This window comes from Cytobacillus sp. NJ13, assembly GCA_030348385.1.
Taxonomy (GTDB): domain Bacteria; phylum Bacillota; class Bacilli; order Bacillales; family Cytobacillaceae; genus Cytobacillus.
The window spans coordinates 4625031-4645464 of sequence record JAUCFP010000006.1; the positions used below are offsets into that span (position 1 = coordinate 4625031).

20 protein-coding genes and 1 riboswitch are annotated in these 20434 nt (G+C 41.8%); of the genes, 19 read left to right on the top strand and 1 reads right to left on the bottom strand.

The window, feature by feature from the left end:
- Positions 1 to 256 precede the first annotated feature (256 nt).
- The 7 genes from QUF73_22760 to QUF73_22790 all read left to right on the top strand — a co-directional run bounded on the left by QUF73_22760 (position 257) and on the right by QUF73_22790 (position 7979).
- Positions 257 to 841 carry a TetR/AcrR family transcriptional regulator gene (locus QUF73_22760; GenBank protein ID MDM5228930.1) on the top strand — a complete coding sequence of 195 codons (585 nt, stop codon included), beginning with the start codon at positions 257 to 259 and terminating at the stop codon, positions 839 to 841.
- A gap of 39 nt (positions 842 to 880) precedes the next feature.
- A complete protein-coding gene (locus tag QUF73_22765; GenBank protein ID MDM5228931.1) occupies positions 881 to 1654 on the top strand; it encodes an enoyl-CoA hydratase in 774 nt (257 codons plus the stop codon).
- A gap of 264 nt (positions 1655 to 1918) precedes the next feature.
- Complete coding sequence (locus tag QUF73_22770; GenBank protein MDM5228932.1) at positions 1919 to 2692, top strand: electron transfer flavoprotein subunit beta/FixA family protein; 774 nt, start codon at positions 1919 to 1921, stop codon at positions 2690 to 2692.
- A 40-nt stretch (positions 2693 to 2732) separates the two neighbouring features.
- Entirely contained in the window at positions 2733 to 3710 is a 978-nt protein-coding gene (locus QUF73_22775) for an electron transfer flavoprotein subunit alpha/FixB family protein (protein MDM5228933.1), read from the top strand.
- Between the two features lie 177 nt (positions 3711 to 3887).
- Positions 3888 to 4202: a thioredoxin gene (trxA, locus tag QUF73_22780; protein MDM5228934.1), complete on the top strand. Its 315-nt coding sequence runs from the start codon at positions 3888 to 3890 to the stop codon at positions 4200 to 4202.
- Between the two features lie 257 nt (positions 4203 to 4459).
- Positions 4460 to 6253, top strand: coding sequence for an excinuclease ABC subunit UvrC (gene uvrC / locus QUF73_22785; GenBank protein ID MDM5228935.1), 1794 nt, complete (start codon positions 4460 to 4462; stop codon positions 6251 to 6253).
- Between the two features lie 128 nt (positions 6254 to 6381).
- Positions 6382 to 6561: riboswitch (Lysine riboswitch) on the top strand.
- A 188-nt stretch (positions 6562 to 6749) separates the two neighbouring features.
- Positions 6750 to 7979 (top strand): aspartate kinase, encoded by a 1230-nt coding sequence (locus tag QUF73_22790; protein ID MDM5228936.1) that lies wholly within the window; start codon positions 6750 to 6752, stop codon positions 7977 to 7979.
- Positions 7980 to 8040: 61 nt separating this feature from the next.
- On the opposite strand, the gene QUF73_22795 is transcribed toward QUF73_22790, so the two are convergent.
- Positions 8041 to 8493: a YslB family protein gene (locus tag QUF73_22795; protein MDM5228937.1), complete on the bottom strand. Its 453-nt coding sequence runs from the start codon at positions 8491 to 8493 to the stop codon at positions 8041 to 8043.
- 348 nt (positions 8494 to 8841) lie between these two features.
- Here QUF73_22795 and QUF73_22800 point away from each other — a divergent pair, with 348 nt between their 5' ends.
- From QUF73_22800 to QUF73_22855, 12 genes are all read left to right on the top strand, one after another.
- Positions 8842 to 9450, top strand: coding sequence for a succinate dehydrogenase cytochrome b558 subunit (locus tag QUF73_22800; GenBank protein MDM5228938.1), 609 nt, complete (start codon positions 8842 to 8844; stop codon positions 9448 to 9450).
- Between the two features lie 142 nt (positions 9451 to 9592).
- Positions 9593 to 11353, top strand: coding sequence for a succinate dehydrogenase flavoprotein subunit (gene sdhA / locus QUF73_22805; GenBank protein MDM5228939.1), 1761 nt, complete (start codon positions 9593 to 9595; stop codon positions 11351 to 11353).
- A 3-nt stretch (positions 11354 to 11356) separates the two neighbouring features.
- Positions 11357 to 12124 carry a succinate dehydrogenase iron-sulfur subunit gene (gene sdhB / locus QUF73_22810; GenBank protein ID MDM5228940.1) on the top strand — a complete coding sequence of 256 codons (768 nt, stop codon included), beginning with the start codon at positions 11357 to 11359 and terminating at the stop codon, positions 12122 to 12124.
- Positions 12125 to 12265: 141 nt separating this feature from the next.
- On the top strand, positions 12266 to 12730 hold the full coding sequence (locus tag QUF73_22815; protein MDM5228941.1) for a thioesterase family protein: 465 nt from the start codon (positions 12266 to 12268) through the stop codon (positions 12728 to 12730).
- 146 nt (positions 12731 to 12876) lie between these two features.
- Complete coding sequence (locus tag QUF73_22820) at positions 12877 to 13101, top strand: response regulator transcription factor (GenBank protein ID MDM5228942.1); 225 nt, start codon at positions 12877 to 12879, stop codon at positions 13099 to 13101.
- A gap of 158 nt (positions 13102 to 13259) precedes the next feature.
- Positions 13260 to 13718: a MarR family transcriptional regulator gene (locus tag QUF73_22825; GenBank protein ID MDM5228943.1), complete on the top strand. Its 459-nt coding sequence runs from the start codon at positions 13260 to 13262 to the stop codon at positions 13716 to 13718.
- Between the two features lie 10 nt (positions 13719 to 13728).
- Positions 13729 to 14523, top strand: coding sequence for a glutamate racemase (gene racE / locus QUF73_22830; GenBank protein ID MDM5228944.1), 795 nt, complete (start codon positions 13729 to 13731; stop codon positions 14521 to 14523).
- Between the two features lie 335 nt (positions 14524 to 14858).
- Complete coding sequence (gene recQ, locus QUF73_22835; protein MDM5228945.1) at positions 14859 to 17000, top strand: DNA helicase RecQ; 2142 nt, start codon at positions 14859 to 14861, stop codon at positions 16998 to 17000.
- A 242-nt stretch (positions 17001 to 17242) separates the two neighbouring features.
- Complete coding sequence (locus QUF73_22840) at positions 17243 to 18310, top strand: GerMN domain-containing protein (GenBank protein MDM5228946.1); 1068 nt, start codon at positions 17243 to 17245, stop codon at positions 18308 to 18310.
- Between the two features lie 165 nt (positions 18311 to 18475).
- The gene (gene rph / locus QUF73_22845; protein MDM5228947.1) at positions 18476 to 19246 is read left to right on the top strand and encodes a ribonuclease PH; all 771 of its coding nucleotides are present in this window, start codon (positions 18476 to 18478) and stop codon (positions 19244 to 19246) included.
- A gap of 1 nt (position 19247) precedes the next feature.
- Entirely contained in the window at positions 19248 to 19859 is a 612-nt protein-coding gene (locus tag QUF73_22850; protein MDM5228948.1) for an XTP/dITP diphosphatase, read from the top strand.
- The gene (locus QUF73_22855; GenBank protein MDM5228949.1) at positions 19856 to 20374 is read left to right on the top strand and encodes a metallophosphoesterase; all 519 of its coding nucleotides are present in this window, start codon (positions 19856 to 19858) and stop codon (positions 20372 to 20374) included. The genes QUF73_22850 and QUF73_22855 overlap by 4 nt, the downstream gene beginning before the upstream one ends.
- Positions 20375 to 20434: the final 60 nt, after the last annotated feature.

Genomic DNA, 20434 nt, shown 5'->3' on the forward strand with positions numbered 1-20434 from the left:
TTTTGAGCCAATAAGCTTGTCCGGACATAAAAGAAATGTAATAATAAATTATATTTCTAGGGATAATTTCTTGACATAAATGAATTGTCCTACTATTATAAAAATATGAATGATTATTCATTCATTTTAGATCGATTATTAAATTCAAAAATAAACTAAGTTGATTGTCCAATCCCGGCAGCAGGAAAGGTATTACTCCAATCCTGCTGCTCAATAAAAATCAATACACCTGTTTATTCTGAAAGGAGGGAACCGCTTGAAAAAAACAAAGCCTAAATACCGGCAAATTATTGATGCGGCTGTAGTCGTGATCGCTGAAAATGGATATCACCAGGCACAGGTATCAAAAATTGCCAAACAGGCTGGTGTTGCTGATGGCACCATATACTTATATTTTAAGAACAAAGAAGATATATTAATATCCCTCTTTCAGGATAAAATGGGCTACTTTGTTGAAAAAATTGAAGAAAAAATTGCAGGAAAAGAGAAAGCTGCAGAGAAACTATTAATGATGGTAGAATCACACTTTAGAATGCTCTCGGAAGACAGGCACCTGGCAATTGTAACCCAGCTTGAATTGAGGCAGTCCAATAAAGATCTTCGCCATAAAATTAATGAGGTGCTCAAAGGATATCTCGCTTTAGTGGAAAGGATTCTTGCTGACGGCAGGGAGAGCGGTGAGTTTCAAGCTGACCTGGACATAAGGCTCGCACGACAAATGATTTTTGGCACCATGGATGAAACAGTAACCACATGGGTAATGAATGAGCAAAAATATGATCTTACTGCTTTGGCAAAGCCTGTTCATAAACTTTTGATCAGCGGGTGCGGAAAACCTTGAGGCAGATAAAGTGCTCTATAATTAGTAAGGAGGGATAAGATGGAATATCTAAAATGGTCCCAACAGGACTTAGTGGCGACGATCACTATTGAACGCCCGCCTGCGAATGCTCTTTCATCAGGTCTTTTGAAAGAGCTTTCAGCTGTCCTGGATGAAGTTGAAGATAATGAAGAAATTAGGGTAATCCTTATTCATGGGGAAGGCAGATTCTTCTCGGCAGGTGCTGATATTAAAGAATTTACAACCATTGAAAGCGGAGAAGATTTTTCAAACTTGGCGAACTTTGGACAGGATCTCTTTGAAAGAATGGAAAAATTCCCTAAGCCAATTATGGCAGCGATTCATGGAGCAGCATTGGGCGGCGGCCTGGAGCTTGCTATGGGCTGTCATTTCCGTCTCGTAGCTGAAAACGCAAAGCTTGGCCTTCCGGAGCTTCAGCTTGGATTAATTCCTGGTTTTGCCGGAACTCAGCGGCTTCCCCGATATGTGGGTGCTGCGCGTGCAGCAGAAATGCTTTTTACAAGTGACCCAATTACCGGGCTTGAGGCAGTGCAATATGGTCTGGCTAACCATGCCTATCCTGAGGAGCAGCTTTTGGACAACGCTTATAATATGGCGAAGAAGATTGCTAAGAAGAGTCCTGGATCGATTAAGGCGGCCATTGAGCTCTTAAACTACGGAAAGACCGGACAATTCTACGAAGGTGTTAAAAAAGAAGCGGAATTGTTTGGAGAAGTATTTGTTTCTGAAGATGGCAAGGAAGGTATATCTGCGTTTATTGAAAAGCGTGAACCAAATTTTACCGGAAAATAGTGTTATAAAAGATTTGGGCTGAAAGATTACATTCATCCTCATAATCTATTATAATAGACTTGTATGCGGATGATTTAATCTTCAGAAGATTCATCGGTTAAGTTATGGTCTGTGAGCGAGCGCCCGCTCAATTTTAAAAAGCGGGCAGTTCCAAGCAGATTAGCCTTTCTGTATGCATTAAATATTTTCAATCTTTCGAAGTGAAGAAATGTTTTAATTAATGGCTTTGTTTTATGACAATGCTTAATTACTAGGAGGGAAATCATGAACATCTACGTATTAATGAAGAGAACATTTGATACTGAAGAAAAAATTACAATCTCCGGCGGCAAAATCAATGAAGATGGCGCTGAATTTATCATTAATCCATATGATGAATATGCAATTGAAGAGGCAATCCAGGTTCGTGATGCGAATGGAGGAGAAGTGTCAGTTGTTTCTGTGGGAACAGAAGAAGCTGAAAAGCAGCTCCGTACCGCTCTTGCGATGGGTGCCGATAAAGCTGTATTAATAAACACAGAAGATGACCTTGATTATGGGGACCAGTACACGACTGCAAAAATTTTATCCGAATACTTGAAAGACAAAGATGCTGACTTAATCATTGCTGGAAATGTAGCAATTGATGGCGGTTCGGGACAGGTTGGACCTCGTGTAGCAGAAATTTTGGGCATTTCTTATGTAACAACTATTACTAAGCTTGATATCAATGGCAGCTCTGCGACAGTAGTGCGCGATGTTGAAGGGGATTCAGAAGTAATTGAGACATCACTTCCATTATTGGTCACTGCCCAGCAGGGTTTAAATGAACCGCGCTATCCGTCCTTGCCGGGAATTATGAAGGCAAAAAAGAAGCCTCTTGATGAACTTGAGCTTGACGATCTTGATCTTGATGAGGACGATGTTGAAGCTAAAACAAAGACAATCGAAATCTATTTGCCGCCTAAGAAAGAAGCAGGAAAAGTTCTTGAAGGCGAATTGGAAGGTCAAGTTAAGGAACTAGTAAAGCTTCTTCATACTGAAGCCAAAGTTGTCTGATCATCAATAACTTATAATAATAACGCAGGGGGTAAAACATATGGCTAGAAAAGTATTAGTGTTGGGTGAAGTCCGTGACGGTTCATTGCGTAATGTATCCTTCGAAGCTGTTGCAGCTGGTAAGACTGCGTCAGAAGGCGGAGAAGTTGTAGGTGTTTTAATTGGTGATTCTGTAAGCGCTTTAGCTAATGAAATGATTCACTATGGTGCTGACCGTGTTGTAACTGTTGAAGATGAAAAGCTGAAGCAATATACTCCTGACGGCTTTTCACAGGCTTTAATGGCTGTGATTGATTCCGAAAGTCCGGAAGGCCTGATTTTTGGACATACAGCATTAGGGAAGGATCTTGCTCCTAAAATTGCTGCCAAGCTGGAGTCGGGTTTAATCTCTGACGTAACGAGCCTTGAAGAGGCAGGCGGCAACCTGGTGTTCACCCGCCCGATTTATTCAGGCAAAGCATTTGAAAGGAAAATTATGACAGATGGTCTCCTTTTTGCAACAATCCGTCCAAACAACATAGCTCCGTTGGAAAAAGATGAATCAAGATCAGGAGATGTTGCTTCTGTTGCTGCAGAAATCAAAGATCTTCGCACAATCATTAAGGAAGTTGTACGCAAAGCCAGTGAAGGCGTTGATTTATCCGAAGCTAAGGTTATCATTGCCGGCGGCCGCGGCGTAAAGAGCGAGGAAGGCTTTGAGCCATTAAAAGAGCTTGCTTCTGTTCTAAATGGGGCAGTGGGTGCATCACGCGGAGCTTGTGATGCTGATTATTGCGACTATTCACTGCAAATTGGCCAAACCGGTAAGGTTGTAACACCTGATCTATATATTGCATGCGGTATCTCCGGCGCTATTCAGCATTTAGCTGGGATGTCCAACTCAAAAGTAATCGTAGCCATTAACAAAGATCCGGAAGCCAATATCTTTAAAGTAGCTGATTACGGTATTGTTGGAGATCTGTTTGAGGTTGTTCCACTGTTAACTGAAGAATTCAAAAAGCTTAAAGTAAACGCATAAGATAGTATAACAATGGGCGGCTGATGGCCGCCCATTATACATAGTGCCAATAGGGAAAGAAAGAGAATAATCTGCTCCAAATAGGGTAAATTACGATCGAGCAGATTGTTCGCAACATATAATAAACGATGATATACTGTCGTTAGTATTTGAGTTAAATTTTAGGAGGCATATCAAATGGCTATTTCACATGCAACTGACCAAAACTTCACTGCTGAGACTGGTTCGGGATTAGTATTGGCAGATTTCTGGGCTCCTTGGTGCGGCCCTTGTAAAATGATCGCCCCTGTTTTAGAAGAGCTTGATTCTGAAATGGGCGATAAAGTGAAAATTGTAAAAATCGATGTTGACGAAAACCAGGAAACTGCTGGCAAGTTTGGCGTAATGAGCATTCCGACATTAATCGTTCTAAAAGAAGGCGAAGTTGTAGATAAAGTGGTTGGTTTCCAGCCGAAAGAAGCTCTTGCTGAATTGCTTACAAAACATGCTTAATCTATAAGAAATTTCCCGGTGTCCCAAGAGGACATCGGGATTTTTTTGTCATATGGGTTTTGTTGATATGCTGCAGGTTTCCAGGCTGATATAATAAGATGGTAATAATGTGCCATCTGCATATTGGAGGCTAAATAATATTGGTTTGCTTCCAGCGCAAACTAAGTTTTATTACTAGCTTGCACCCCAAATTGATTATGCCAAATAATGAATAAATTGAACTGCAATAAAAATAGTTAACCGGGGAGGTGAAGTCCATGAATGATACGATAAAAAATAAACTGATGCTGCTTCCCGCCCAGCCGGGCTGTTATTTAATGAAAGACAGGCAGGGCACCATTATATACGTAGGAAAGGCAAAAATCCTGAAAAATCGTGTCAGATCCTATTTTACAGGCTCACATGATGGAAAAACATTAAGACTTGTTAATGAGATCGTAGATTTTGAGTACATTGTCACTTCTTCAGATATGGAAGCATTGATCCTTGAGATGAACCTGATCAAGAAATATGATCCGAAGTATAATGTAATGCTGAAAGACGATAAAAGCTACCCTTTTATCAAATTGACGGCCGAACGCCATCCCCGTCTGATTACAACTAGAAAAGTAAAAAAAGACAGGGGAAAATACTTCGGACCTTATCCCAATGTACAGGCTGCCAATGAAACAAAAAAGCTGCTTGATCGAATTTATCCTCTCCGCAAATGTTCAACTCTTCCGGACAGAGTCTGCCTTTATTATCATTTAGGCCAATGTCTTGCGCCATGCGTGAAGGACGTAAGTGAAGACGAATATAAGCAAATGACAGATGAGATTGCAAAATTCTTAAATGGCGGATATAAAGAGATTAAAAAAGACCTGACTGCAAAGATGACAGCGGCTGCTGAAGAATTGGACTTTGAAAGGGCAAAAGAGCTCAGGGATAAAATTGCCCATATAGATGCAACGATGGAAAAGCAGAAAATGACAATGACAGACTTTACCGACCGGGATGTATTTGGGTATGCGGTTGATAAAGGATGGATGTGTGTTCAGGTATTCTTCATCAGACAGGGCAAACTCATTGAACGGGATGTATCAATGTTCCCTATTTATAATGAGCCGGAGGAAGAAATCTTAACTTTTCTCGGCCAGTTTTATACAAAAACAAACCATTTTAAACCGCGTGAAATATTGGCACCGGATTCGGTTGATGCTGTTATGGCAGAACAGCTTCTGGATGTTAAAGTGCTAAAACCGCAGCGCGGGCAAAAAAAGGACCTGGTGAAGCTTGCCTATAAAAATGCAAAAATTGCTCTTCAGGAGAAGTTTTCTTTAATTGAGCGTGATGAGGAACGGACAATTAAGGCTGTAGAAAATCTGGGGGATCAGCTTGGAATTTATACTCCTCACCGGATAGAAGCATTTGATAATTCAAATATCCAGGGAACGGACCCTGTTTCAGCCATGATCGTCTTTATTGATGGCAAACCAGAGAAAAGAGAGTACCGTAAATATAAAATTAAGTCCGTTAAAGGCCCTGATGACTATGGATCCATGAGAGAAGTAGTCCGGCGAAGATATACAAGGGTACTGAAAGAAGAGCTGCCGCTTCCGGACTTAATTATGATTGATGGGGGAAAAGGGCATGTTGAAGCTGTACGGGATGTGCTTGAAAATGAACTCGGTCTGGATATTCCGATTTCAGGCCTGGTGAAGGATGAGAAGCACAGGACTTCACAGCTCTTATATGGTAATCCGCTTCAAATTATTCCGCTTGCAAGGAACAGCCAGGAATTTTATCTGCTGCAGAGAATTCAGGACGAGGTTCATCGCTTTGCGATTACTTTTCATCGCCAGCTTCGCGGAAAAAGTGCCTTTCAGTCTATTCTTGATGATATTCCGGGCATAGGAGAAAAACGAAAGAAACAGCTGCTGAAAGCCTTTGGATCTGTAAAGAAAATGAAAGAGGCACCAATCGAGGAGTTTAGGAAAATAGGCATTCCTGCGAATGTTGCTGAGGAATTAAAACAGAGGCTTGAGGAACAAAATGGAAATCCTAAGTCATAAATGGATATAGACAGAAAAATTCAGACATGTTATACTAATTGAAACTTTATATCAATATCACTTTATAGCGATAAAGCGTATGTTCATATAGTTCAAACGAAGTTTTTGAACTGTGAACTGAATCGTTAAGTGAAGGTAGAGGTGCGAACTTCATCAGTAAAAGCTTGGAGAAGAATGAGCTTCCATGAAAAGCTTTGAAAGGGTATGTTCGCCGAAGTGGAGAAAATCTCATCATTTTTTCTGCTGGTTCTGCATTGAACAAATGCAGGATTGTCAGGACAATGCCGTCCTGGAGAGCTATCTCACTGTGTTTGCTCATTTTTATACTTTGGCTGCACAGCAATGGGATAGTAAACTATTCCATTGCTTTTTTTATTGCCCAAAAGGGTATTTTAGAGTTAAAGCCACTGTTAAATACAGCAGAGTGAACTTTCAAGTTTCACTTACAAAGGACGGCAAATCATAATTATTAGATCTTTAGAAAGAAGGGAAAGCTGTGGGAATCATTGTTCAGAAATTCGGGGGCACCTCCGTGGGGACTGTAGACAGAATTCAAAATGTCGCCAATCGGGTAATTGAAGAAAAGAATCGGGGAAATGATGTTGTTGTGGTTGTTTCGGCAATGGGCAAAACGACTGATCAGCTGGTTGGCATGGCAAGGGAGATTTCCCCCTCACCTGATAAAAGGGAAATGGACATGCTGCTTACAACTGGTGAACAGGTGACGATCTCTTTATTGGCGATGGCTTTAAATGCGAAAGGGCATCCCGCCGTTTCTTTTACAGGGTGGCAGGCAGGCATTAAGACAGAACCGGTCCATGGCAATGCGAGGATAGTGAATATTGATCCAGGTACCATTCAGGGTCAATTAAACCAAGGGAAAATTGTTATTGTGGCAGGCTTCCAGGGGATGACTGAAGATGGTTCCATCACTACACTTGGCCGGGGCGGTTCTGATACAACTGCTGTTGCACTGGCTGCAGCACTTAAAGCAGATAAATGTGATATTTATACTGATGTAACCGGGGTATTTACATCAGATCCCCGCTTTATAAAGAATGCCAGAAAATTATATTCTGTTTCCTACGATGAAATGCTTGAGCTGGCCAACTTGGGGGCTGGTGTGCTCCATCCAAGAGCAGTCGAATTTGCTAAAAACTATGGACTTCCCCTTGAAGTGCGTTCAAGCATTGAGAAGGAAGCCGGAACAATCATTGAGGAGGAAGTAAAAATGGAACAAAACTTAGTCGTGCGCGGTGTGGCTTTTGAGGATGATATAACAAGAGTGACGATTCTGGGTCTTCCTAATTCACTGACTGGATTGTCTACTATTTTCTCGGCGCTTGCCAAAAATCACATTAATGTTGATATCATTATCCAGAGCATGACAGAAGCTCAGAAGACAAACCTTTCATTTTCAATAAAGAATGAAGATCTCACTGATACAGTAAAAGTGCTTGAAAAGTATAGAGAACAATTAAATTATGACCGCATTGAATGGGAATCCGGCCTTGCCAAGGTTTCGATTGTTGGCTCAGGTATGATTTCGAATCCGGGTGTGGCTGCAGAAATGTTCGAAGTGCTTTCCGCGAATGAAATACAGGTGAAAATGGTAAGCACGTCAGAAATTAAAGTCTCGGCAGTTGTTGAAAACAGCAAAATGATTGATGCCGTTGATGCTTTGCATGATGCATTTAAGCTGTCAGTTTCTCCGGTTAAGGCTTAATTCCAGGAATATCAAACAATAAGCTATCAAAATTGATAGCTCATTGTTCGTACATATGATATTACTCAGCAGGATCCTTTTTATCCCACTTCACCGTAATAAGGATTTTGCCAGTTTTTTTGCGGGGATGTTCAAATGCCTCACAAATGACTTCTTTTTGAAGTTCAATTTGCTGGGCTATAAAACCGGCCTCAAGCTGAAAAGTGCAGTTATTATTCTTTTTGCAGCGGTCTGCAATCAGCTGGCTTGATAATTCCATTTCAATTTCATGTTTTGATTCGTTTGCGATGGAAAGATTTCCCCAGCCGGCGTTTATAAAAAACTCGGCAATCTGGCCGGCTGTTTTAAGAGGATACATGCGTGCGATCCTTTTGCCGGCCCAATATAAAATTTCAGGTGCTTCATTTCCCAATAGGTCATGCAGCAGCACTTCCCGGATTAGTTCATAGCCAAATACCGGAACTGTCTGTATGTGATCTTCATTAGTGGATTTCGCAGATGCTAATTCGCTCAATAGTCTCCCCTCTTTCTATGATTCTATTATATACAATATGCTGAGGGAGTTAATATCAATTCGGGAAAAAATAGAACGATTTGCATAGAAATAATTACTATTTCAGTATACTGGAGACCGGCAACTAGGTCATATTGAACCGCAGAATAATATATGTTTTTTAGCTGTTAATATTTTTTAAAAATTTTATTAATATGGAACATTTTATGTATCCGTTTTCTTGACGCTCTATTATCTTGGGAGTAAAATGGACATGTCACATAATTGTAAGAAAATGAATAACATTTTCGAGATGATGTCCTGAGCGGGGGCTCAGCATCATTTTTTTAAAATCAGGGGGGAAAGTTTATGGCAGGTAATCGTGAGTTTTTTAATCGCAGATTGCATTCATTACTTGGGGTTATACCGGTTGGTTTGTTTTTGGTGCAGCACCTTGTAGTGAATCATTTTGCAACAGGGGGAGAGGAATCTTTTAATAATGCGGCGCATTTCATGGAAAGTCTTCCATTCAGAATATTCCTTGAAACGTTTGTAATCTATCTACCTTTGCTGTTCCACGCAATCTATGGCCTTTATATTGCTTTTACTGCGAAAAATAACACAAGCAGGTATGGATACTTCCGTAACTGGATGTTTATGCTGCAGCGTGTTTCAGGTGTCATTACACTGGTTTTTGTTGCATGGCATGTTTGGGAAACACGTGTACAGGCTGCCTTTGGAGCAGAAGTTAACTTTCAGATGATGGAGAACATCCTATCTAATCCATTTATGTTCTGGTTCTATATTATTGGAGTCATTTCTGCAATTTTCCACTTTGCTAATGGGCTTTGGTCATTCCTTGTCAGCTGGGGAATTACAGTATCTCCTCGTTCACAGGTCATTTCCACGTATGTAACGATCGGAATCTTCATTGCACTATCTATTGTTGGTGTACGTGCTCTTACAGCATTTATTTAAAAGACAATAAAAGACTATTAGAACTCGGATTTATAAACGTGCCAATAATATTGCAGCTTTGAGAAGCAGTCTGGCTTTAAGCGCGATAGGCAGGCGCTCTGCGCTTTTCTAAGTTGTACTAGTAATTAGGGAGTGAGTCACTATGGGTAAAGGAAAGGTTATAGTTGTCGGCGGCGGATTAGCCGGTTTAATGGCGACAATTAAAGTTGCAGAATCCGGGACTCCGGTTGAATTATTTTCTTTAGTGCCGGTTAAACGTTCTCACTCTGTTTGTGCCCAGGGCGGCATCAACGGAGCAGTAAATACAAAAGGGGAAGGCGATTCTCCTTGGATTCATTTTGACGATACAATTTATGGCGGAGACTTCCTGGCAAACCAGCCGCCTGTTAAAGCAATGGCAGAGGCAGCACCAGGAATTATTCACTTATTTGACCGTATGGGTGTTATGTTTAATCGTACACCTGAGGGACTGCTGGATTTCCGCCGCTTTGGCGGAACACAGCATCACCGTACAGCATTCGCTGGTGCTACAACAGGTCAGCAGCTTCTTTATGCGATGGACGAGCAGGTCCGCCGCCATGAAGTGGCAGGGTTAGTAACAAAGTACGAAGGCTGGGAATTCCTGGGGGCAGTAATCGACGATGATGGAGCTTGTAAAGGCGTCGTTGCCCAGAACCTGACTTCTATGGAGATCAAGTCATTTGCTGCAGATGCTGTAATTATGGCTTCCGGCGGACCTGGAATTATCTTCGGAAAATCCACTAACTCGGTTATCAATACTGGATCGGCTGCTTCAATCGTTTATCAGCAGGGCGCTTATTATTCAAATGGAGAATTTATTCAAATTCACCCAACCGCTATTCCGGGAGACGATAAGCTTCGCCTAATGAGTGAATCTGCGCGCGGTGAAGGCGGACGAGTCTGGACATATAAAGATGGAAAACCATGGTATTTCCTTGAGGAGAAATATCCTGCATATGGAAACCTGGTGCCTCGTGATATTGCAACCCGTGAAATTTTTGACGTGTGTGTTAACCAGAAGCTTGGCATTAATGGGGAGAACATGGTCTATCTTGATCTTTCCCATAAAGATCCTAAAGAGCTTGATATCAAGCTTGGCGGAATCATTGAAATCTATGAGAAATTCCAGGGTGAAGACCCTCGTAAAGTGCCAATGAAAATCTTCCCTGCTGTCCACTATTCAATGGGCGGACTATGGGTTGACTATGATCAGATGACAAATATTCCTGGCTTATTTGCTGCAGGTGAATGTGATTATTCTCAGCACGGTGCCAACCGTCTGGGCGCAAACTCACTGCTATCAGCCATTTACGGCGGTATGGTGGCAGGTCCGAATGCTGTCAAATATATCAGCGGCCTGGATAAGAGTGCTGAAGATCTGCCATCATCATTATTTGACCGCCATGTAAAACAGGAAGAAGAAAAATGGAATAATATCATGTCTCTTGATGGCACAGAGAATGCATATGTCCTTCATAAAGAGCTTGGTGAATGGATGACAGACAATGTAACGGTTGTCCGCCACAATGACAGGCTTTTGAAAACAGATGAAAAAATTGTTGAACTTATGGAGCGCTATAAAAACATCAATATTAACGACACTGCGAAATGGAGCAATCAGGGTGCAAGCTTTACGCGCCAATTGCAGAATATGCTTCAATTGGCACGTGTTATTACAATTGGTGCCTACAACCGTAATGAAAGCCGCGGTGCCCACTATAAGCCGGATTTCCCAGAGCGTAATGATGAGGAATTCATGAAAACAACAATGGCGAAGTTTGTTGATGCAAATTCCGCTCCAGCATTCCATTATGAAGACATTGATGTAAGCTTAATTAAACCGCGTAAGCGTGACTATTCCAAAAAGAAAGGGGAGAATTAATCCATGCAAGAAACAAAAACTAAAACAGTCCGTTTTGTAATCAGCCGCCAGGATACTCCTGATTCAGCCCCTTATCAGGAAGAGTTCGAAATAGATTACCGTCCAAATATGAATGTTATTTCTGCCCTTATGGAAATTCGCCGTAATCCGGTCAACGTGAAGGGTGAACATACTTCTCCGATCGCATGGGATATGAACTGCCTTGAAGAAGTCTGCGGTGCATGTTCAATGATTATTAATGGAAAGCCCCGCCAGTCATGTACGGCACTTGTAGATCAGCTGGAACAGCCGATCCGTCTTGAGCCGATGCGCACGTTCCCTGTAGTCCGTGACCTGCAGGTCAACAGAAGCCGTATGTTTGACTCCTTGAAAAAGGTAAAAGCGTGGATTCCGATCGATGGTACTTATGATTTGGGACCAGGACCGCGTATGCCTGAGAGAAAGCGCCAATGGGCATATGAACTGTCAAAGTGCATGACATGCGGTGTTTGTCTGGAAGCATGCCCGAATGTAAACAGCAAATCTGACTTTATCGGGCCAGCTCCTTTATCACAGGTTCGTTTGTTCAATGCTCACCCAACTGGTGAAATGAATAAAGCAGAACGCCTGGAGCAAATCATGGGTGATGGCGGACTAGCCAACTGCGGAAACTCTCAAAACTGCGTACAGTCCTGCCCGAAAGGCATTCCTTTAACAACATCCATCGCGGCACTTAACCGCGATACAACATTCCAGTCTTTCAAAAACTTCTTTGGAAGCGACCAGATCTAAACATCTTAAAACCCCTTTCCTTTTTGGAGAGGGGTTTTTGCATTCAAAGCTGAAAGGTTTTGGTTTTCAAATAATTCAAAAAACACTATAATAAATACAGCAGAGTGAGCGCTCATTCATAAATAGCCGGGAGGAACCAGCATGAAAAAATTGAGCTATATTGACGATTATAAAAAATGGGAAGAAGAATTCATTTTCTTTCATCCAGTAAAAGTCAGATTTTCTGAAACAGATATGTTTGGACATTTGAACAATACCGTTCCATTCACATATTATGAAGAAGCACGGATAGAATTTTTCAAAAGTAAAGGCTTCATGCAGGACTGGGTAATGCCTGATAATGAAACCATACCAGTCGTAGCAGACCTCCAATGCGATTTTATCTGCCAGGTTTTCTTTGATGAAGAGATACAAATATATGTAAAAGCTGATTCAATAGGTAATTCTTCTGTTGATCTTCATTATATGGGCAAGAAATCAGACGGTTCAGTTTGCTTCACCGGCAGGGGGACGATGGTGCAGATATCAAAGGTGACAGGCAAGGGTGTGCCTTGGACCGCAGAAATGAAAGAAATGCTGAAAAGCGGGGTTAAAGTACGAGCCTAACGGCACAATGGCACATTTTTGAAAATAACTTTCTCCTTTCACTAAATATAGTCACTTCGGCTGTTTTGCTGACATATGATATGGTGACTAAATATATACCCATCCCGCGGTTCATAGCTGGCGAAAGGCAAGGAGGGTTACAATACTTGAAGGAGAACGAATATACTCACAAGCCGTTACTCACCAAACGAGAAAGAGAAGTATTCGAATTGTTAGTACAAGATAAAACAACAAGGGAAATCGCTGGTGAATTGTTTATAAGTGAAAAAACGGTTCGGAACCACATTTCCAATGCCATGCAAAAGCTTGGTGTAAAGGGGCGATCACAAGCTGTTGTAGAGCTCCTTCGAATGGGAGAGCTAGAACTTTAATTTAGACCGGCTACCCTTCTGGGAAGCCGGTTATCACATTTATAAAGGGATTTTTACATTATTGGATTTATTTCTGTCTTGAAATTTTTACGGAAAAAGGTGAAAATAATGCACAAGGGCAGAAAACGTCGTAAAAGCTTAAATGGGAGTGTTTAAGAATGAAGCTTGAAGATCCTAAAACAAATGAAATAAATGATGTTGTAGCTGAAATTGAGAAAGACTTAAGATACATATCCGGCATTATCAAGCAGAAGGGAAGGGAAATTCTAAGTGATTTCACCATTACCCCTCCTCAGTTTGTTGCATTGCAATGGCTTTTTGAAGAAGGCGATATGACCATCGGTGAGCTTTCAAACAAAATGTATCTTGCATGCAGCACGACAACAGATCTTGTTGACAGAATGGAGAAAAACACCCTTGTGAAGAGGGTTAAAGACCCAAATGACCGAAGAGTGGTCAGGATCCATCTGCTTGAAGAAGGAGAGCGGATTATTGAAGAAGTTATAAAGAAACGCCAGGATTATCTAAAAGAAGTTCTTAAAAATTCTTCACATAATGAGGTCTTGTTCTTAAAAGATAACTTAATGAAATTACACCATGATATGCGAGGAGAATGAGGCGGTACTTGTGAAACAACCTATAGGAATTATTGACTCCGGAGTCGGAGGCTTAACAGTCGCAAAAGAAATTATGCGTCAGCTGCCAAATGAAGATATTGTTTACCTCGGAGATACAGCCCGATGCCCCTATGGCCCCCGGCCTGGTGACGAGGTAAAATCTTTTACCTGGCAATTGACGAAATACTTGCTTGGCAAAAATATTAAAATGCTGATCATTGCCTGTAATACTGCTACTGCTGTAGCCCTGGAAGAAATACGCAGGGAACTGAGAATACCGGTTATCGGTGTCATTTTCCCTGGGGCCAGAACAGCTATAAAAGTAACGAAAAATCATAAAATTGGTGTCATTGGCACAGAAGGCACAGTCAAAAGCAAGGCATATGAAAATGCGCTGATTCAGTTAAACAGGAGATCTCATGTGCATAGTCTGGCATGCCCTAAATTCGTTCCTCTTGTAGAGAGCGGGGAGTATGAAGGCTCTGTTGCCAAAAAGATCGTGGCAGAGACTCTTCAGCCTATTAAAGGCAAAGGAATGGATACACTCATTCTCGGATGTACCCATTATCCTTTATTAGAACCAATTATTCAAAATGTAATGGGAAAAGACGTAAATGTCATCAGTTCCGGTGAGGAAACAGCAAGGGAAGCAAGTACCATCCTGCATCACTATGGAATGCTTAAAGCTGTGGCTGAGAACCCTGAATATAAATTCTGCACAACGGGCTCAACGGCCATTTTTTCTAAAATTGCTTCAAAGTGGCTGGGGTTTCCTGTAAATACCGTAGAAAAAATATCGCTTTAACAAATGCAGACATCTTCTGAACTTTTTTAGAAGGTGTTTTTTAAAGTTAAGTATAAAATTTTGAACGCGAATAACTGTCTAGCTCCACAAGGAATGCTTCGACAGCTTTATCATCGCACGACTAAAAGCGCTAGCTTTTAGGAGGAGCGCCTACCCCCTTGAGGTGAGGCCCCCAGGATGGGGGTCATGCAGACGTTGCCACAGGACGTGGCGTTCTTAGTCTGCGTTCCTTCGTGGGCAAGGCGCTTCCGCTTTTCTTTTAGGATTACTTTTTAAAAAAGCTTTGGTATCATGAGAATGAAAGACAAAATATATTAGTTGAGTTGGTGATCAATTTGCTGGCACAAGCCGAAAGCTATCTGAAAAAATATTTTGGATATACCTCTTTCCGCCCCGGTCAACAGGAGATTATTCAAAATATCCTTTCTCATACCAATACTCTTGGCATTCTCCCAACTGGAGGCGGAAAGTCAATCTGCTTTCAAATACCCGCTCTTGTACTCCCCGGAACGGCCATTGTGATTTCTCCCTTAATTTCCCTGATGAAAGATCAAGTAGATGCCCTTAGCCTTGCCGGCATCCCGGCTGCTTTTATCAACAGCACACTGTCTTCTGCCGAGTATCAGCATGTTGTGGCCGGAATACGTAATGGTGAATATAAGCTCGTGTATGTGGCGCCGGAACGATTTGGTTCCATGGCCTTTTTGGAATTATTAAACGTTATTTCGATTAGTGCTATCGTCTTTGATGAGGCGCACTGCATCTCTCAATGGGGGCATGACTTCAGACCAAGTTATCGTTCCGTCGTCGCTGAGCTTAACAGCCTGAACCAGAAACCTGTAATCACTGCTTTGACAGCAACAGCAACACGGGATGTTGCAGATGATATTCGCAGGCTTTTAAACATTAAACAGGAAAATACGTTCATTACTGGTTTTGCAAGGGAGAATTTATCTTTCCACGTTTTGAAAGGTGTTAACAAAAGGGACTTTATATTGCAGACCATAAAGAAACATAAAAACGAAGCGGGAATTATATACACTTCAAGCCGCAAGGAAACGGACCAGCTGTACCAATTTTTAAAAGGCAAGAACTGCTCATCTGCCAAATATCATGCAGGCCTAAAGGAAGAAGAACGAAAAGAAGCGCAGGATGCCTTTGTATACGATGAATCAGACATTATGATTGCAACGAATGCTTTTGGAATGGGGATTGATAAATCCAATGTCAGGTATGTCATCCACTATAATCTTCCGCGGAACATTGAAGCCTATTATCAGGAAGCGGGAAGGGCTGGCAGAGATGGCGTGGATAGCACCTGCTACCTGCTGTTTGCCCCTCAGGATATCCAGCTGCAGAAGTTTTTGATAGAGGAGAGCAGTCTGAATCAACAAAAAATGGAGCAGGAATACAGCAAGCTTAAGGATATGGTTAATTACTGCCATACAGAAAAATGCCTCCAGTCCTATATCATTGAATATTTTGATGAGAATGCTGAATCTATTCAATGCGGCAAATGCAGCAGCTGTCTGGATGAACGGACAAGCATGGATATTACTCAGGAAGCTTTAATGATTTTTTCATGCATTAAGCGAATGGGAGAGAGATTTGGCATTACTTTGACAGCCCAGGTTTTGAAAGGCTCCAATAATAAGAGAATCCGCGAAATGAATTTTCATAAACTTTCAACATTTGGATTGCTGAAAAATCGCAAAGAAAAAGAGATTGCTGATATGATAAACTATCTGCTTGCTGAGGACTATCTGATTTTAACAGATGGAAAATATCCGACAGTAAGGCTATCCGCCAGTGCGGTTCCCGTTTTGAAGGGGCAGAAAAGATTATCCATGAAAATAAATGTGCCTGTGCCTGTTCAGGACACAGAAGAGAACAATGAACTCTTCGAGATGCTGAGAAAGCTCAGGAAAAAGATTGCAGATGAGGAAAATGTCCCTCCTTTCGTAGTTTTTGCTGATGCAGCATTAAAAGAAATGAGCCGCTATTTTCCCGTCAGCAAAGACATGATGTTAAATATTAAAGGTGTAGGGCAAATGAAGTTTGAAAAGTATGGGGAAGACTTTATCCAGGCTATTAGAGAATTTGCCGAAGAACACAATATTTCCCCTAAGCCTGCAGCAGAAGCGCCGTCAAAACAAGAGGAACCTATAGATGATCGTCCAAGCTACCAAATTTCCTTTGACTATTACAAGGATGGAGATTCAATAAGGGAAATAGCCAAAAAGCGAAATTTCTCGCCGATAACGATTCAGGAGCATATATTTCGCTCTATCAGAGAAGGCAATATAATCGAGTGGTCAGATATTTTCAATGAAACTGAGGAAAAGCTTGTTTTACAGGCTGCTGAAAAAGCTGGAAGGGACAAACTTAAACCAATTAAAGATGAACTTCCGGAAGAAATAGATTATTTTAAAATCAAAGCTGTCCTGGTAAAAGATGAACTGCAGAAACAAATTTGACAGAGAAGCTCCTTATGGGGGCTTCTTTTTCTATGAAAGATAAGAGAATTTTGAACGTCGATAACTGTCTAGCTCCAGCGCCTGCCCCCTCGAGGTGTCGGGGGTGGGCAAGGCGCTTGCGCTTTTCCTTCGGTTTGTCCAAATTTGTCAAAAATCTATTAACACTTTTATCCCAAAAGACGGTCTAAATTTCAGATAGGCTCGTATACATGTAGTACAAACTGTCTCAGGGGGGATTATGTATGTCTATAAATAAAAAAACGTCTATAGTGTCAGCTGTGCTGGTATCATCTGTTCTATTATCAGGCTGCGGATTGTTTGGAAGCCAGGGGAAGGAAAAGGTCGATCCGCCAAAAGCAGTATCTTATACCGATGAAGGCGAAAGTGCTGCCGAAGAAACAGCTGGAAAAGAAACAGCCGAAAATGAAGAGGGTGTTACGGCAAATCTTAAAACAGAGCTTTACTTGATTGATAAGAATGGGTATGTCGTTCCCCAGACAATTGATCTTCCAAAAACTAATTCAGTTGCTACACAGGCGTTAGAGTATCTGGTAGAAAACGGGCCTGTTTCAGAGCTTCTTCCTAATGATTTCCGTGCAGTCCTTCCGGCTGATACAAAAGTTTCTGTAAATATTAAAGATAAAGTTGCAACCGTCGATTTTTCAAAAGAATTTCAGGAATATGCTCCAGAAGATGAAAAGAACATTCTCCAATCAGTTACCTGGACACTCACACAGTTTGATTCCATTGATAAAGTTAAGCTGACATTAAACGGACATGAATTAAAAGAGATGCCTGTGAATGGCACTCCGGTCAGCTCGGCATTAAGCAGAGCCAATGGAATAAACATGGATACAACAGAAGTTGTGGATATCACTAATACGAAGCCGGTTACCGTTTATTATCTGGGCGGGGATGAAGAAAACTATTATTACGTGCCTGTCACCAAGCGTGTCAGCAATGATATGGACAATAAAGTTGAAGCTGTTGTATCCGAACTTATAAAAGGGCCGAACTATGCTTCCAATCTGGTGACAGATTTCCTTCCGGATGTAGAGCTGCTTGAAGCTCCAAAAATTGAAGAAGGAAAAGTCACATTAAACTTCAATGAGAATGTCTTCAGCAGCTTCGAAGAGAAAATGATTTCCAAGCACTTGCTGAATGCCCTTGTCCTTTCACTGACAGAACAAAAGGGCATCGAAAGCGTAGCGGTCACAGTCGATGGCAAAGCAGAGATTGTCAATGAGGATGGCCAAAAACTATCTGAACCTGTAACCCGTCCTGAAAATGTGAATACAGGAAGTTTTTAATAGAGCAGATTTTGTTATACTATATAGTAACAGGAAAAAGGGGTTGGCATTTAATGCCGCCTCTTCTTTATTGGTAAAATGAAGGCATGCCAATGTACCTGAGCAAATGATACATATGTCGTACTAAATAATTTTTATCTTAGCAAAAGAAGGGGGAATCAGCTTATGCGTGCAGATGGACGTGAACCTGAGCAGCTTAGGCCTATACATATTGAAACAGATTACTTAAAGCATCCTGAGGGATCTGTCCTTATAACCGTTGGAGACACGAAGGTGATTTGTACAGCAAGTATCGATGAGAGGGTCCCTCCATTTATGAGGGGACAGGGGAAAGGCTGGATAACAGCTGAATATTCCATGCTTCCAAGAGCAACAGAACAGAGAAATATCAGGGAATCAGCAAAAGGGAAAATTTCAGGGAGAACAATGGAAATCCAGCGCCTGATCGGCCGTGCTCTCCGTGCAGTGGTGGATCTTGATGCACTTGGCGAAAGAACGGTTTGGCTTGATTGCGACGTAATCCAGGCGGATGGAGGGACCCGGACAGCATCCATTACAGGAGCCTTTGTTGCTATGGCACAGGCGATGGATAAACTGTACAGCAGCAAGAAGCTTACTCACTACCCAATCAATGATTTCCTTGCTGCCACAAGCGTGGGAATTCTTAAAAATAAGCAGGCTGCAGTGGATTTGAATTATATTGAAGACTCCTCTGCTGAAGTAGATATGAATGTCGTAATGACTGGCAGCGGTGAGTTTGTGGAACTTCAGGGAACTGGAGAAGAAGCGACTTTTTCTTATACCCAGCTGCAGGAAATGCTGGGTGCTGCACAGGAAGGGATTTCAGAGCTGTTTGAGTTTCAAAAGGCTGCCCTTGGGGAGAAAATCACAGAAAGCATTCAAAGCAAAAGAGAAAAGCTTAAGGGGAGGTCATAGCATGCAGGAAGTTATTATCGCTACTAAAAATGCGGGCAAAGCGAGAGAATTTGAACGGATGTTCAAGCCTCTTGGGTATGAGGTTAAAACGATGCTGGATTATCCGGATTTTCAGGATGTAGAGGAAACAGGAAGCACGTTTGAAGAGAATGCCATTCTTAAAGCGGAAGCCGTTTCTAAAGCTTTTGGAAGAATGGTAATTGCCGATGATTCGGGGCTGATCATTGATGCGCTTGGAGGAAAGCCAGGCATCTATTCTGCCCGCTATGCAGGCGAAGAAAAAAACGACCAGAAAAACATGGACAAGGTTCTCGATGAGCTCGAAAGCATCCCGGATCATAAGCGGCATGCTCGGTTCTATTGCGCTCTTGCAATCGCTGCTCCCGGAAAAACTACTGAAACAGCTGCAGGAACTTGTGAAGGCCATATCTTAAGAGAAAAAAGAGGGACTTATGGATTTGGCTATGATCCTATCTTTTTTGCAGAAGCAAAAGGCAAAGCAATGGCTGAATTAATGCCGGAGGAAAAAAGCCAGATCAGCCATAGGGCGAATGCTCTCAAAAAGCTGGAGGAGCTGCTTCCTTCTTTCTTGGCCGGGGCGGAGAACTCATGAAAGTACTGATTGTAAGTGATAGCCATGGGTTAACCTCTGAACTTAGCCAAATTCGCGAAATGCATCCTGATATGGATTTGATGATTCACTGCGGAGATTCTGAGCTTCAGGCAGATCATGAATCATTAAGAGGATACGCTGCTGTAAGAGGAAATTGTGACTTTGAGGCAGCTTTCCCGGAGGATAGAATAGAAGAAGCTGGGGGAATCCGCATTTTCGTCACACACGGCCACAGATATTCCGTTAAGTCTACCTTAATGAATCTGTCATACAGGGCACGTGAAATGGAAGCAGATATCGTATGTTTTGGCCATTCACATGGTCTGGGAGCTGAAATGTCTGATGGGATATTATTTATTAACCCTGGAAGCATACAGCTGCCCAGAGGAAGAAACGAAAAGACATATGTCATACTGGAAGCCAGGGGAAAAGATGTTACACTGGATGTGTATGACTTATCTAATGGGAAGATTCCTGATCTGACACAAAATTTTTCACTGGTAAAAAGCAATTAATTTGAATATAATAACTGAGGGAAGCAAGTCTTCCCTCAATAATAAAAAAATATCTTACAA

What these genes read in the sequence shown, in the direction of transcription:
- trxA (MDM5228934.1), top strand. Translation starts at nt 3,888, where the DNA reads ATGGCTATTTCACATGCAACTGACCAAAACTTCACTGCTGAGACTGGT.
- uvrC (MDM5228935.1), top strand. Translation starts at nt 4,460, where the DNA reads ATGAATGATACGATAAAAAATAAACTGATGCTGCTTCCCGCCCAGCCG.
- sdhB (MDM5228940.1), top strand. Translation starts at nt 11,357, where the DNA reads ATGCAAGAAACAAAAACTAAAACAGTCCGTTTTGTAATCAGCCGCCAG.
- QUF73_22825 (MDM5228943.1), top strand. Translation starts at nt 13,260, where the DNA reads ATGAAGCTTGAAGATCCTAAAACAAATGAAATAAATGATGTTGTAGCT.
- QUF73_22850 (MDM5228948.1), top strand. Translation starts at nt 19,248, where the DNA reads ATGCAGGAAGTTATTATCGCTACTAAAAATGCGGGCAAAGCGAGAGAA.
- rph (MDM5228947.1), top strand. Translation starts at nt 18,476, where the DNA reads ATGCGTGCAGATGGACGTGAACCTGAGCAGCTTAGGCCTATACATATT.
- QUF73_22800 (MDM5228938.1), top strand. Translation starts at nt 8,842, where the DNA reads ATGGCAGGTAATCGTGAGTTTTTTAATCGCAGATTGCATTCATTACTT.
- QUF73_22855 (MDM5228949.1), top strand. Translation starts at nt 19,856, where the DNA reads ATGAAAGTACTGATTGTAAGTGATAGCCATGGGTTAACCTCTGAACTT.
- QUF73_22770 (MDM5228932.1), top strand. Translation starts at nt 1,919, where the DNA reads ATGAACATCTACGTATTAATGAAGAGAACATTTGATACTGAAGAAAAA.
- QUF73_22775 (MDM5228933.1), top strand. Translation starts at nt 2,733, where the DNA reads ATGGCTAGAAAAGTATTAGTGTTGGGTGAAGTCCGTGACGGTTCATTG.
- sdhA (MDM5228939.1), top strand. Translation starts at nt 9,593, where the DNA reads ATGGGTAAAGGAAAGGTTATAGTTGTCGGCGGCGGATTAGCCGGTTTA.
- QUF73_22840 (MDM5228946.1), top strand. Translation starts at nt 17,243, where the DNA reads ATGTCTATAAATAAAAAAACGTCTATAGTGTCAGCTGTGCTGGTATCA.
- QUF73_22765 (MDM5228931.1), top strand. Translation starts at nt 881, where the DNA reads ATGGAATATCTAAAATGGTCCCAACAGGACTTAGTGGCGACGATCACT.
- QUF73_22815 (MDM5228941.1), top strand. Translation starts at nt 12,266, where the DNA reads ATGAAAAAATTGAGCTATATTGACGATTATAAAAAATGGGAAGAAGAA.